13 protein-coding genes are annotated in these 12263 nt (G+C 69.2%); 9 read left to right on the top strand and 4 right to left on the bottom strand.

Annotated features, from left to right (window positions below; translation table 11 throughout):
- Nucleotides 1-2: 2 nt before the first annotated feature.
- Nucleotides 3-806 (bottom strand): biotin--[acetyl-CoA-carboxylase] ligase, encoded by an 804-nt coding sequence (locus V9G19_RS16115; RefSeq protein ID WP_462286456.1) that lies wholly within the window; start codon nucleotides 804-806, stop codon nucleotides 3-5.
- Nucleotides 807-829: 23 nt separating this feature from the next.
- Here V9G19_RS16115 and V9G19_RS16110 point away from each other — a divergent pair, with 23 nt between their 5' ends.
- Both V9G19_RS16110 and V9G19_RS16105 read left to right on the top strand, forming a co-directional pair.
- A complete protein-coding gene (locus tag V9G19_RS16110) occupies nucleotides 830-2434 on the top strand; it encodes an acyl-CoA carboxylase subunit beta (RefSeq protein WP_462286455.1) in 1605 nt (534 codons plus the stop codon).
- 27 nt (nucleotides 2435-2461) lie between these two features.
- Complete coding sequence (locus V9G19_RS16105) at nucleotides 2462-2683, top strand: acyl-CoA carboxylase subunit epsilon (protein ID WP_462286454.1); 222 nt, start codon at nucleotides 2462-2464, stop codon at nucleotides 2681-2683.
- Between the two features lie 14 nt (nucleotides 2684-2697).
- Here V9G19_RS16105 and V9G19_RS16100 read toward each other — a convergent pair whose 3' ends face one another.
- On the bottom strand, nucleotides 2698-3276 hold the full coding sequence (locus V9G19_RS16100) for an MOSC domain-containing protein (RefSeq protein ID WP_462286453.1): 579 nt from the start codon (nucleotides 3274-3276) through the stop codon (nucleotides 2698-2700).
- A 70-nt stretch (nucleotides 3277-3346) separates the two neighbouring features.
- On the opposite strand from V9G19_RS16100, the gene V9G19_RS16095 reads away from it, so the two are divergent.
- The 6 genes from V9G19_RS16095 (at nucleotide 3347) to V9G19_RS16070 (ending at nucleotide 10355) form a co-directional block, all read left to right on the top strand.
- The gene (locus V9G19_RS16095) at nucleotides 3347-5026 is read left to right on the top strand and encodes a DUF885 domain-containing protein (RefSeq protein ID WP_462286452.1); all 1680 of its coding nucleotides are present in this window, start codon (nucleotides 3347-3349) and stop codon (nucleotides 5024-5026) included.
- Nucleotides 5027-5232: 206 nt separating this feature from the next.
- The gene (locus V9G19_RS16090) at nucleotides 5233-6381 is read left to right on the top strand and encodes a DUF2382 domain-containing protein (protein ID WP_462286451.1); all 1149 of its coding nucleotides are present in this window, start codon (nucleotides 5233-5235) and stop codon (nucleotides 6379-6381) included.
- 293 nt (nucleotides 6382-6674) lie between these two features.
- A complete protein-coding gene (locus V9G19_RS16085; protein ID WP_462286450.1) occupies nucleotides 6675-7658 on the top strand; it encodes a malate dehydrogenase in 984 nt (327 codons plus the stop codon).
- Nucleotides 7659-7808: 150 nt separating this feature from the next.
- Nucleotides 7809-8609, top strand: coding sequence for an ABC transporter permease (locus V9G19_RS16080; RefSeq protein WP_462286449.1), 801 nt, complete (start codon nucleotides 7809-7811; stop codon nucleotides 8607-8609).
- Nucleotides 8602-9414 carry an ABC transporter permease gene (locus V9G19_RS16075; protein ID WP_462286448.1) on the top strand — a complete coding sequence of 271 codons (813 nt, stop codon included), beginning with the start codon at nucleotides 8602-8604 and terminating at the stop codon, nucleotides 9412-9414. The genes V9G19_RS16080 and V9G19_RS16075 overlap by 8 nt, the downstream gene beginning before the upstream one ends.
- Nucleotides 9411-10355: an ABC transporter ATP-binding protein gene (locus tag V9G19_RS16070; RefSeq protein ID WP_462286447.1), complete on the top strand. Its 945-nt coding sequence runs from the start codon at nucleotides 9411-9413 to the stop codon at nucleotides 10353-10355. Before V9G19_RS16075 ends, V9G19_RS16070 begins: the two co-directional genes overlap by 4 nt.
- 217 nt (nucleotides 10356-10572) lie before the next feature.
- On the opposite strand, the gene V9G19_RS16065 is transcribed toward V9G19_RS16070, so the two are convergent.
- Both V9G19_RS16065 and V9G19_RS16060 read right to left on the bottom strand, forming a co-directional pair.
- A complete protein-coding gene (locus V9G19_RS16065; protein WP_462286446.1) occupies nucleotides 10573-10887 on the bottom strand; it encodes a DUF3017 domain-containing protein in 315 nt (104 codons plus the stop codon).
- Nucleotides 10884-11753 carry a bifunctional methylenetetrahydrofolate dehydrogenase/methenyltetrahydrofolate cyclohydrolase gene (locus tag V9G19_RS16060; protein ID WP_462286445.1) on the bottom strand — a complete coding sequence of 290 codons (870 nt, stop codon included), beginning with the start codon at nucleotides 11751-11753 and terminating at the stop codon, nucleotides 10884-10886. The genes V9G19_RS16065 and V9G19_RS16060 overlap by 4 nt, the downstream gene beginning before the upstream one ends.
- Before the next feature lie 42 nt (nucleotides 11754-11795).
- Here V9G19_RS16060 and V9G19_RS16055 point away from each other — a divergent pair, with 42 nt between their 5' ends.
- Entirely contained in the window at nucleotides 11796-12194 is a 399-nt protein-coding gene (locus V9G19_RS16055) for a hypothetical protein (protein ID WP_462286444.1), read from the top strand.
- Nucleotides 12195-12263: the final 69 nt, after the last annotated feature.

Genomic DNA, 12263 nt, shown 5'->3' with positions numbered 1-12263 from the left:
CGCTACTCCGAATTCATCGAGGCTTCCCCGGCGGGACGGACGTGATGAACATCACCAGCTGCCACGGTAGCGTGTCCGGCCGGTCCCGTCACCACGAGACACCCCGAGTCGTCCACCGCGCTCGCGAGCCCGGTCAGCACGCCTCCCGCGGTCGTCACCGTGACCTCGGCGCCGATCGTTGCGCACCGTGCCCGATAGTCGGCGCGCACTCGCGCAGCCGCCTCGCCGCCGGCCAACAAGGCCGTATGCCGCGCGCCCAGCTCCCGCAGGAACGCGGCGGCGATCGCTTCGCGGTCGATCCGCACACCGCCACCACTGCCCAGGCCGAGCGCCAGGGCGATCGAGGTCGCCGTGGGCAGTGGCAGTTCGTACTCGCTGTGATCGACATTGAGTCCGGCGCCGACGACGACGCCGCCGGGGATCAGCTCGCACAGGATCCCGGCGAGCTTGCGTCCGGTCGCGCGGTCGAAAAGGTCGTTGGGCCACTTGATCGCCGCATCGAGTCCGCACGCCTCCTCGACGGCGACCGCCAGCGCGAGCCCGGTCGCCAGCGGCATCCAGCCGGGATCGGGCGGAGCGGGGAGCAGCACGCTGACGGCCAGACCGGCATACGGAATCTCCTCCCACCGGCGCCCGAGCCTGCCCCTGCCGCCCTCCTGGAAGTCGGCGAACACGGCGCTGCCCACCTCGCCGCGCCGCTGAACTTCGGCGTTCGTGGAGTCGGTCTTGTCCAGGACGACGACGCTCGTGATGGAACTCTCGCCCAGCAACGAAGCGATTCGGTCATGGTCGAGTTGTGCGCGCATAGGGTCAGGCTAGGCTCGCTGACATGGCCGCCGAAGATGTCGCGCAGGAACTGAATCTGCAAACCACCGCTGGCAAGCTGGCCGACCTCAAGCGCCGGGTCGCCGAAGTAGCCAACGCCGGCTCCCTGGGTGCTGTCGAAAAGCAGCACGCCAAGGGCAAGATGACCGCGCGCGAGCGCATCGCGATGCTCCTCGACGAGGGCACGTTCATCGAGATGGACAAATATGCCCGCCACCGCAGCAACCAGTTCGGGCAGGAGAAGCACCGGCCGTATGGCGATGGGGTGGTCACCGGCTACGGCCAGGTGGACGGGCGAACGGTTGCTGTCTTCGCCCAGGACTTCACCGTCTTCGGTGGCTCGCTCGGTGAGGTCTTCGGCGAGAAGATCGTCAAGGTCATGGACTTCGCCATGAAGATCGGCTGCCCGGTCGTCGGGCTGAACGACTCCGGCGGCGCCCGGATCCAGGAGGGCGTGGTCTCCCTCGGCCTGTATGGCGAGATCTTCTACCGCAACGTCCTCGCCTCCGGGGTGGTCCCGCAGATCTCGCTGATCATGGGCCCGTGCGCCGGCGGCGCGGTTTATTCGCCGGCGATCACCGACTTCACGGTCATGGTGGACAAGACCTCGCACATGTTCATCACCGGCCCCGACGTCATCAAGACCGTGACCGGCGAAACCGTGGCGATGGAAGATCTCGGCGGCGCGCGGGCACACAACACCAAATCGGGCAACGCGCACTACATGGGCCACGACGAGCACGATGCGATCGACTACGTCAAGGCGCTGCTGTCCTACCTGCCGTCCAACAACCTCGAAGAGCCGCCGGCGTTCGACATCGAGAACGATCTCGAGGTCACCGATCACGACCGCGAACTCGACACGCTGATCCCCGACTCGGCCAATCAGCCATACGACATGAAGTTCGTCATCGAGCACGTCGTCGACGACGGGGAGTTTCTCGAGGTCATGGCGATGTATGCGCCGAATATCATCGTCGGTTTCGGCCGCGTCGACGGGCGCAGTGTCGGCATCGTCGGCAACCAGCCGATGCAGTTCGCCGGAACCCTGGACATCGACGCCTCCGAGAAGGCGGCTCGCTTCGTGCGGACGTGTGACGCCTTCAACGTCCCGATCCTCACCTTCGTCGACGTCCCCGGCTTCCTGCCCGGCACCGACCAGGAGTGGGGGGGGATCATCCGCCGCGGCGCCAAGCTGATTTATGCGTATGCCGAGGCCACCGTCCCCAAGGTCACGGTCATCACCCGCAAGGCCTACGGCGGCGCCTATGACGTCATGGGGTCAAAGCACCTCGGCGCCGACATCAACCTCGCCTGGCCGACCAGCCAGATCGCCGTGATGGGCGCCCAGGGGGCGGTGAACATCCTCTACCGCAAGGAGATCAGCGCGGCCGAGTCGAGTGGGGAGGATGTCGCCGCCGTCCGCCAGCGCCTGGTGACCGACTACGAAGAGACCCTCGCCAACCCTTATATCGCCGCCGAGCGGGGATACATCGACACGGTCATCACGCCATCCAACACGCGGATGAATGTCACTCGCGCCCTGCGGGCGCTACGCAACAAGCGGCAGAGCCTGCCGCCGAAGAAGCACGGCAACATCCCGCTGTGACGATCGCGCGGTGAAGGGAGGTAGACGATGAGCGAGACCGAGCAGAGCGCCGTCCCCGTGCTGCGGGTCGTGCGCGGCAACCCCGGCCCGGAGGAGATTGCCGCCCTGGTTGCCGTGCTGTCCGCCGGCGGCGACGGGACGGCTGCCGGGCCGAAGCACGTCCGGGTCTGGGCCAGCCCCGCCCGCGCCATGCGTGCCCGGCTATCCGCCGGACGGGGCGCCTGGTCGTATTCCGCCTGGCCGCACTGAGCCGTCCGCGGTGGTCAGTCGCGGGTTGCCCCAGTCTCCTCGGCGAACATCTGGGCGACGGTGACGCCATCGGCGGGCACGTCGGTGACCTCGATCGGGTCGCCTGCACGGATCTGCCCCGGCTCGACCACGGCGAGGTAGGCGCCCGAGCGCCCGTGCGCCGTGAACCGCTTGACCCACTGCTCTTCGCCCATGCGCCGGGCAAAGGTGATGCACGGGATCCGCGGGCCGGTGACCTCCAACACCGCGGTGCCGACCCGCCAGCGCGAACCAACGACCGACCCGTCCACATCAATTCCGGCGGTCGTCAGGTTCTCGCCAAATAACCCGTCCGGCAACTCCCGGCCCACCTCGGTTGCCCACCAGTCCAATTCCTCGCGCGCCACGGCATAGACGGCCTGTTGGTCGCCGCCGTGATGCTTGTTGTCACCGATGAAGTCGCCGGCGACGCCGCTGCCGAGACCGCCGTGTTTGGGGCCCGGCGCCCGCACCGAAATCGCCTCGACCGGCTGCTTGGCGATGCCGGTCGGGATGCCCTTGGGCCCGTCCGGTTCGGGCGCACCGACGTTGACCGACACGATCGTGGGACGCATGAGCCGAAACCCTACCCGGCCGCCACCCCGGGCAGCGACGCACGCGGCGGCGTGAGGTAGCGTCGCGCGCGTGACCACCACGCGCCAACCCAGCGCCATCGATGCGATCGCGGAAGACCATTTCGCGGCCGAGATGGCCCTCAGCCCGATCTCCGCCACCCACCTAGGGATTCCCGGTTTCGACCACCTGCTCGACGACTACACCCGCGACGGGTTCGCGGCGGCATCGCAGTTGCGGCGCGCAACCCTGGCGAAGCTGGACGGGCTCAGCCCCGCGGACGACATCGACGCGGTGACACTCGCCGCGATGCGCGAGCGCCTCGGGGTGGCCGAGCAGATGTATGCCGCCGGCCTCGACACGATGGAGTGCAATGTCCTTGCCTCCCCGATGCAAAACGTGCGCAGCGTCTTCGACCTGATGCCCACCGACACCGACGAACACTGGGCGACGATCGCCGCGCGGCTCACCCGGGTGCCCGAGGCCCTGACCCAGTGGGTCGACACCCTGGCCGGCGCGGCGGCGGAGGGGCACATCACCCCGGCGCGCCAGGTGCGCGCCTGCATCGGGCAGTGCGAGCAGTTCGTCGCCGACGGCGGCTATTTTGCGGGGCTGGCGCAGACCGCGGCGGCCGCGGACACGGTCTCCGACGGGACCCGAGCGCACGTGGCGGACGGAATCGCCGCGGCGAGAGCGGCATACGAGCAATTGGGGCGTGACTTGGGCGAGCGCATCCTGCCGCTCGCGCCCCCGGCAGACCCGTGCGGAAGAGAGCGCTATGCGCTCTATTCGCAGTATTTCCTCGGCTCGGTCATCGACCTGGAGGAGACCTATGCGTGGGGGCAGCAGGAGGTGGCCGCGCTCGAGGCGTTGCGCGCCGAGGTCGCCGAACAGATCAAACCCGGCGCGACGCCGGCCGAGGCGATCGAGGTGCTCGACACCGACCCCGCCTATCAGTTGCACGGCGTCGACGCGCTGCGCGAGTGGATGCAGGCCAAGGGCGACGAGGCAATCGCGCTGCTCGCCGACACGCACTTCGACATCCCCAGCCCGGTGCGCGTGTTGGAGGGGCGGATCGCACCGACACAGACCGGCGGCATCTATTACACCGGCCCGAGTGACGACTTCTCCCGCCCCGGCCGGATGTGGTGGTCGGTCCCGCCGGGGGTCACCGAGTTCACCACCTGGCGCGAGCTGACCACGGTCTATCACGAGGGCGTGCCCGGCCATCACCTGCAGGTGGCCCAAACCGTCTATCGCAAGGACCTGCTCAACCGGTGGCGGCGGCTATCCGCCTGGACCTCCGGTCACGGCGAAGGCTGGGCGCTGTATGCCGAGCGGCTGATGACCGAACTCGGCCACATGGACGACCCCGGCAACCGGATGGGCTGGCTGGACGCCCAGGCCCTGCGCGCCGCCCGCGTCGTCGTCGACATCGGGGTCCATTGCGGTTTCGACGCGCCGGCCGAGGTCGGTGGGGGCGCGTGGACCTATGACAAGGCGTGGACCTTCCTGACGGCGCAGGTCGCGATGGAAGAGCAGATGCTGCGCTTCGAGCTGGACCGCTACCTCGGCTGGCCGGGTCAGGCGCCGGCATACAAGGTCGGCGAACGGCTCTGGCTGCAATTGCGCGAGGAGAAGCGCCGCCGCGACGGCGACGCCTTCGACCTCAAGGCCTTCCACCGGCGCGCCCTCGACATCGGCGGTGTGGGCCTGGACACGCTTCGCGCGGCGGTGCTCAGCGAGTTGTAGCGGCCGACTCGAAATCCTTCAGGATATCGGCGATTGGACGGGACTGGGGCGGTGGCAGTTGCCGACTTGGTGAATTCTTAACTCGTAAGAATTCGGCGATCGCTATGAGCCACAACGGCTTCTCTGGCTGCTCTCATAGAGGCGTGGCCCCGATCGGGCCGCCCTCTTACGGCGAGGCCCTGCCGAACCCAGAAGGAGTTCCCCACGTGATCAACCGCGAAAACATCGACTCGATCCTCTCCAGTGACGTCTATGACGCCGACGGGGACAAGATCGGCGGAGTCGGCCAGGTCTACCTCGACGACGCCACCGGCGAGCCCACCTGGGTGAGCGTGTCGACCGGTTGGTTCGGTAGCTCGCAGAGCTTCGTGCCGCTCACCGACGCGACCGTTGACGATGGCGGCGTCCGCGTCCCCTACTCCAAGGACATGGTCAAGGACGCCCCGCGCGTCGACGTCGACGAGCACCTGAGCCCCGCCGAGGAGGAGCAGCTCTACGCCTACTACTCGCGCACCGACTACAACGACTGGGACGGCCGCAGCTACGACGCCGATCGCGACGTGGATGCCGCAGCCGTCGGCGATGTCGCCGGCACCCGCCGCGATGTCGATGTCGACCGGGACGTCGATGTCGACGTCGACCGGGACGTCGATGTCGACGTCGACCGGGGCGGCGTTGACGTCGATGTCGACCGCGATGTGGACGCCGACCGGGACGTGGATGTCGACCGCCGGGTTGCCGCTGACACCGACAGCGACCTGTCGATGACCCGCTCCGAGGAGCGGCTCAATGTCGGCACGGAGCAGGTCGAGGGTGGCCGCGTCCGGCTGCGCAAGTACGTCACGACCGAGGAGCAGACCGTCACCGTGCCGGTCCAAAAGGAAGTCCTCAGCGTCGAGCGCACCCCGGTAGAGGGCGAGGCCCGCGCCGCCGGCGCCATCCACGACACCGGCGAGCAGGTCGAGGAAGTCGTGCTGCGCGAGGAGCGTCCGGTCGTCACCAAGGAGACCGTGGCGGTCGAAAATGTCGCCATCGGCAAGGAGACCGTCACCGAGCAGCACGAGGTCACCGAGACGATCGCCAAGGAGCACATCGAGGTCGAGGGTGACGGCGTCGACGCCGAGGGCCGCCCGCTCGCCACCGGCACCCGCGAGGGCGTCGATGTCGACCGTGACGTCGACGTCGACCGCGATGGTGACGACCGCAGCCTGTGGCAGAAGGCCAAGGACAAGCTCGACCCCGACCACGACGGTGAGGTCCTCGAGACCGGCACCGACCGGCGCGTCCCCGACGCCGACAACCGCGGCATGGTCGACAAGGCCAAGGACAAGGTGGACGGCAACCCCAACACCTGAGCCCGACCCAAACCAGGCGGCGGGCCGAGGCCGTGGAGCGACGACCTTCGGTCCGCCGTCCGGGAGCATCGCCGGCGGCCACGGCCATCCCCTCACCCGTGACCGCTCGCACCGCCCCCGCCGACGCCCCCGGCCCCGCGCCGGGGGCGTCGGTGTCCTAGTGGCGTGGCACTTTTCTCGGGGCTGCGTTCGCCGGGCGGCGCCGCCGCTGCTAGCGTCGGAGGCATCGGGTATGCCGCGCCGCTCGTGCGCGGCGTACGGACTCTGAATCACACGAAGAGGTTTGAGGACTCGTGAGCAACTCCCCCGTCAAGGTCGCCGTCACCGGTGCCGCCGGCCAGATCGGCTACAGCCTGCTCTTCCGCCTGGCCAGCGGGTCCCTGCTGGGTCCGGACACGCCCATCGAGCTGCGGCTGCTGGAAATCACCCCGGCGCTCAAGGCACTCGAAGGCGTCGTCATGGAACTGGACGACTGCGCCTTCCCGACGCTCGCGGGCGTCGAGATCGGGGACGACCCCGAGAAGGTCTTCGACGGCGTCAACGCCGCCATGCTGGTCGGCGCGATGCCGCGCAAGGAGGGCATGGACCGGGCCGACCTGCTCGCCGCCAACGGCAAGATCTTCACCGGCCAGGGTGCCGCGCTCAACAAGGTCGCCGCCGCCGACGTCAAGATCCTCGTGACCGGCAACCCGGCCAACACCAACGCGCTGATCGCGATGAACAACGCCCCCGACATCCCGCGCGAGCGGTTCAACGCCCTGACCCGGCTCGACCACAATCGGGCCAAGTCGATGCTCGCCAAGAAGCTCGAGGTCCCGGTCGATGAGGTCAAGAACCTCGCGATCTGGGGCAACCACGACGACTCGATGTATCCCGACCTGTTCAACACGCAGGTCGGCAGTTCGACGGCGGCCGAGCAGGTCGACCAGGCGTGGATCACCGACACCTACATCCCGACCGTCGCGACCCGCGGTGGCGCGATCATCAAGGCCCGCGGCCTGTCCTCGGCGGCCTCGGCGGCCAACGCGACGATCGACCACATGCGCGACTGGCTGCTCGGCACCGGCGGCGTGTGGGTGTCCATGTCGGTCCCGTCCGACGGCTCGTATGACGTGCCGGAAGGCCTGGTCTCCTCCTTCCCGTGCACGGTCGCCGACGGGCAGTACACGATCGTGCAGGGCATCGAGCACTCCGACTTCTCCAAGGAGCGGATCGCCGCCTCGGTGGCCCGGCTGGCCGCCGAGCGCGACCAGGTCAAGGAACTCGGCCTGATCTGAGCGTCGGGCCGACTAACTTCTGCTAGCAGAGGTTGCTCGCCGTCCAATAGCTAGCAACCTATTGGGGCGTCGACTAACTGCTGCTAGCAGAGGTTCGTTGACCCCTGCCGTGCCGCCGGCCAGCGCCCGCGCCGGTATGCTGCTGCGTTTGTGCGCACGCTCCCCTACCTGCTGCTGCTGCGCGCGGGATTCCGCAGCCAGGCGACCTATCGGCTCGCCGCGGCGGCGGGGCTGTTCACGAACGCGGTCTTCGGGGTGGTCAAGGCCGCCGTTCTGATCGCGGCGGTGGGCGCGGCGGGAGGAACGCTCGCGGGATACAGCACGGGCGAGATGCTCGCCTATGTCTGGGTCTCCCAGGGACTGATTGGGGTCGTCGCCGCGATGGGCGTCGCGGAGATCGGCGAGCGCATCCGCACCGGCGATGTCGCCACCGACTTCACTCGCCCGCTCGATGTCCAAGGCGCGCACCTGTGCTCCGACCTCGGCGCCCGGCTGTTCACGCTGCTACCGCGCGGGCTGCCCTGCGTCCTCGTTGGCGCACTGATCACCGGCATGAGCATGCCGTCTCGCCCGCTTCCCTATCTGCTCGGCACGATCGCCATGCTGATCGGTGCCGTGCTCTCGTTCTATTGCGGGTATGCCGTCGCGATCCTCGGCTTCTGGGTCGTCGACGTGCGCGGGATCAACACCCTCTACACGGTGCTGTCCGGGTTCGGGATGGGGCTGTATGTCCCGGTCGCCCTGTTCCCGGGCTGGCTGCAGACGCTCGCGATTGCGACACCCTTCCCATCAATGATGATGACCCCGACCGACATCTTCATCGGCCGCCTCGACGGGCCGGATTCGTTGCGCGCCATCGGGATTCAGTTGGTGTGGGTGGCGCTGGCAGCGATAGCAGGACGGGCGTTGACGCGGGCGGGTCGCAGAAGGCTGGAGGTGCAGGGTGGCTGAGCGGCCGAGCGAGCGCGCGGCATACGCGGCCGTGTTGCACTCCCGGATGCGAGCGCAGGCGAGCTATCGCATCCCGTTCGCCGTCGACCTCGCCGCCACGCTGGTCATCGGCGTGCTCGAGCTCGCCGAGATCTGGGTGCTCTTCCACCGGGTCGGGGTCATCGGCGGGCTCGACATGACCGGCATCCTGCTCGTCTTCGGGCTTGCCGAGTTCAGCTTCTCGATCGCCGATCTTGTTGCGGGACATATGGACCGGCTGCCCACCTATCTGCGGGCGGGCACGCTCGACGTCTTTTATCTGCGCCCGCAGCCGGTGCTGCTGCAGCTGATGACCAGCGAGCTCAGCCTGCGCCGCCTCGCCCGCGCGGCCTTCGGGGCCGGCGCGATCGTCGTCGCGCTCTCGGCGAACGACATCGACTGGGACCTCGGGCGCGTGGTCATGCTCGCGATGACGCTGCTGTGCGCACCGATCCTGTATGCCGCGGTCTTCGTCCTCGCCGCCGGGCTCCAGTTCTTCCTCGTCAACGGTCCGGAGTTCACCAACGCCTTCGTCTATGGCGGCCGGTATGCCGCGACCCAGCCGGCATCGGTGTGGCCGGTCTCGATCGTGGCAGCCTTCGCCTTCCTGATCCCGGTGGCGTTCACCGGGTATCTGCCGGCGCTGTGGCTGCTCGGGTTCCCCGGCTCGGGGATCCTCACCGCGCCGCTGGCGTGGTGGCTGCCGCTGGCGACGGCCTGGACGATCGTCCTGGCGGGCGCGGCGTGGCGGATCGGCATCAGGCACTATCAAGGGGGCGGCGGATGAGCATTGAGACGAGTGGGCTGACCCGGGTCTTCACGGTCCGGCGAGGCATGCGCCGCGAGCGGCTGGTCGCGGTCGACGCCCTCAGCGTGACCATCCACAGCGGGGAGTCGGTCGGCTATATCGGTGCCAATGGCGCCGGGAAGTCTACGACGATCAAGATGCTCACCGGCATCCTCGTCCCGAGCAGCGGCAGCGTGCGCACCTGCGGGCTGGACCCGGTCACCCGGCGCCGCGAGCTGGCCCGCCGGATCGGTGTCGTCTTTGGCCAGCGCTCGCAGCTGTGGTGGGACCTGCCGGTGCGCGAATCGTTCGAACTGCTCGGCGCGATCCACCGGCTGCCGCGGCCGGTCGCCGCCGAGCGGACGGCGCAGCTGGTCGACGAACTCGACATGGCCAATTTCCTTGCCACCCCGGTGCGCCAGCTCTCCCTCGGTCAGCGGATGCGCGCCGAAATCGCCGCGGCGCTGCTGCACTCCCCTGAGCTGCTCATCCTCGACGAGCCGACGATCGGGCTCGACGTGCTGTCCAAGCAGCGGCTACGGGAATTCCTCATCCGCGAGCGCGTCGAGCGCGGCACGACGCTGTTGTTGACGACGCACGACATGGGTGACGTGCAGCGGCTGTGCGACCGGATCCTGCTCATCGACCACGGCCGGCTGGTCTATGACGGTTCGCTCGCCGGGCTCTCGGCTCGAGTCGGCGCCCAGCGGGTGCTCGTGCTGGACCTGGAGGCCCCCGGGCCCGACCTGACCGGTATCCCCGGGACCGAGCACCTGGACAGCGAGGCCGACGGGCTACGCCAACGACTGGCCTTCGACACCGCGGCGACCACGCTGGGGGCGGTGCTCAGCGCGGCGGGGGCGCGCTGCGGCATACGGGATGTGGCGGTGGAGGAGCCGGACATCGAGGACGTTGTCCGGCGGGTCTATCAGGGCGGCTGACGCCCCGCGGGCACGCCACGTGCCCGCCCGGGCGCGCCGCCCCCCAATCTCCCGCGCGCCTTCCCGCCCAAATGTCCGCCGAGGTCTGCGTTTCTTGCCGAGGTCGTACTACCGAACATCAGACCTCGGCAAAAAGTGACGACCTCAGCGCATCCCTACTGACGGGTAACGGGGCCGGAGCCCGCCCGCCGCCGCGATGCGCTCGCCCGCGACGCGCCTACACACGCGCGCGCAGGTCGAGGGCGAAGCCGGCGGCGAGGACGGCGGCGGCGAGCAACACCAGGAAGATCACGTCGAAGGCGCGGCCGCGGGTGACCAGGCCGCCGGCTGCGCGGGCGGGGAGGGTCAGGCGCAGCACGGCGCCCAAGACCAGGCTCGCGCCCATCGTCACCGTGGCGCGCAGCATGTGGTCGGTGACCGCCCAGAGCACGCCAGCGGCAAAGGCCGCCGCCACCAACCACCACAGCGCCAACCGGCCGACCGCCGGCGGCCGGGGCTCGGACCGGCGCCCGCTGGGAGCGGGAGTGCTCACCCCGCGAGCCCGGCCGCTCGCTCGGCCGCTTCGACGACATTGACCAGCAGCATCGCCCGGGTCATCGGGCCGACACCACCGGGGTTGGGGCTGACCCAGCCGGCGACCTCCCACACGCTCGGGTCGACGTCGCCGGCGACCGTGCTGTGACCGTCCTCGGCGACGATCCGGCTGACGCCGACATCGAGCACCGCTGCCCCCGGAGCGACCATGTCCGCCGTCACGATGCCCGGGACGCCGGCGGCAGCGACCACGATGTCGGCGCGACGCAGCTCGCCGGCCAGGTCGCGCGTGCCGGTGTGGCAGGTGACGACGGTGGCGTTTTCGGAGCGGCGGGTGAGCATCAGCCCGAGCGGGCGGCCGACCGTGATGCCGCGGCCAAGGACCGCGACTCGCGCGCCGGCGATGGGGACGTCATACCGGCGAAGCAGCTCGATGCACCCCTTGGGGGTGCACGGCAGTGGCGCTTGCTTGCCCAGGACCAGCCAGCCGAGGTTGGTCGGGTGCAGGCCGTCAATGTCCTTGACCGGATCGACGCGCGAGAGGATCGCGTTCTCATCCAGTCCGGTCGGCTGTTGCACGAGGAAGCCGGTGCAGGCCGGGTTGGCGTTGAGTTCGTCGACCGCGGCGAGCACCTGCTCGAGCGTCGCGGTGGCCGGCAGGTCACGGCGCATGCTCGCCACGCGAATCTCGGCGCTGTCCTTGTGTTTTGCGCCGACGTACCAATGGCTCGCAGGGTCATCGCCGACGAGGACCGTGCCCAAACCAGGGACGACGCCGCGCTCGGCCAGGGCGGCCACCCGCTCCTTCAGCTCCGCTTTGATCGCCCGCAGGATCGCCAGCCCGTCAAGCCGTTGCGCCGTCATAGCCGCATCCTGGCACACGCCCGGTGACGCACAATTGAGGCCATGCTCACCCTCGAGACAGCAGGCGCCCTCGCGGCGGCCGGCATCCTCTGGGAGCCTGCTGCAGGCGACCGGTTCGCGATTGCCCAGGACGAGTTGGCCGGCGAGGTCTTCTGGATCAGCGACCTGACGATCGAGGTGCACCACTACGAGGACCAGACGATCCTGGGCTTCAACGGGACCACCGAATGGGCGCTGGACTCGGTGCCGCTGGAGGTGGCGATCTGGCTGCCCCGCGAAGAGCAACTGCGCGAACTGATCGGCGACCGGCTCCTCGGCCTGCGCCGTGCCGGCGACGGCTGGGAGGTGACGATTCGCTCCGGTGAGCAGGAGGCAAGCTTCGTCGCCAGCGATGCCGAGGAGGCGTATGCCGCGGCGCTCCTCGCGATCAGCGCCACCTGAGATGGGCTCACCCGCCAACACTCAGACACACGGAACGGATGCCTTGCGTGGCAAGGTACCTGCCTGCTA

The sequence above is a fragment of the Nostocoides sp. genome, from assembly GCF_037045025.1.
In the GTDB taxonomy this organism is placed as follows: Bacteria; Actinomycetota; Actinomycetes; order Actinomycetales; family Dermatophilaceae; genus Nostocoides_A.
Note: the sequence above shows the minus strand (reverse complement) of the source record. Positions and strands in the feature narration are given on the sequence as shown.

What these genes read in the sequence shown, in the direction of transcription:
- V9G19_RS16105 (WP_462286454.1), top strand. Translation starts at nt 2,462, where the DNA reads ATGAGCGAGACCGAGCAGAGCGCCGTCCCCGTGCTGCGGGTCGTGCGC.
- V9G19_RS16110 (WP_462286455.1), top strand. Translation starts at nt 830, where the DNA reads ATGGCCGCCGAAGATGTCGCGCAGGAACTGAATCTGCAAACCACCGCT.
- V9G19_RS16115 (WP_462286456.1), bottom strand. Translation starts at nt 806, where the DNA reads ATGCGCGCACAACTCGACCATGACCGAATCGCTTCGTTGCTGGGCGAG.
- V9G19_RS16055 (WP_462286444.1), top strand. Translation starts at nt 11,796, where the DNA reads ATGCTCACCCTCGAGACAGCAGGCGCCCTCGCGGCGGCCGGCATCCTC.
- V9G19_RS16070 (WP_462286447.1), top strand. Translation starts at nt 9,411, where the DNA reads ATGAGCATTGAGACGAGTGGGCTGACCCGGGTCTTCACGGTCCGGCGA.
- V9G19_RS16060 (WP_462286445.1), bottom strand. Translation starts at nt 11,753, where the DNA reads ATGACGGCGCAACGGCTTGACGGGCTGGCGATCCTGCGGGCGATCAAA.
- V9G19_RS16100 (WP_462286453.1), bottom strand. Translation starts at nt 3,276, where the DNA reads ATGCGTCCCACGATCGTGTCGGTCAACGTCGGTGCGCCCGAACCGGAC.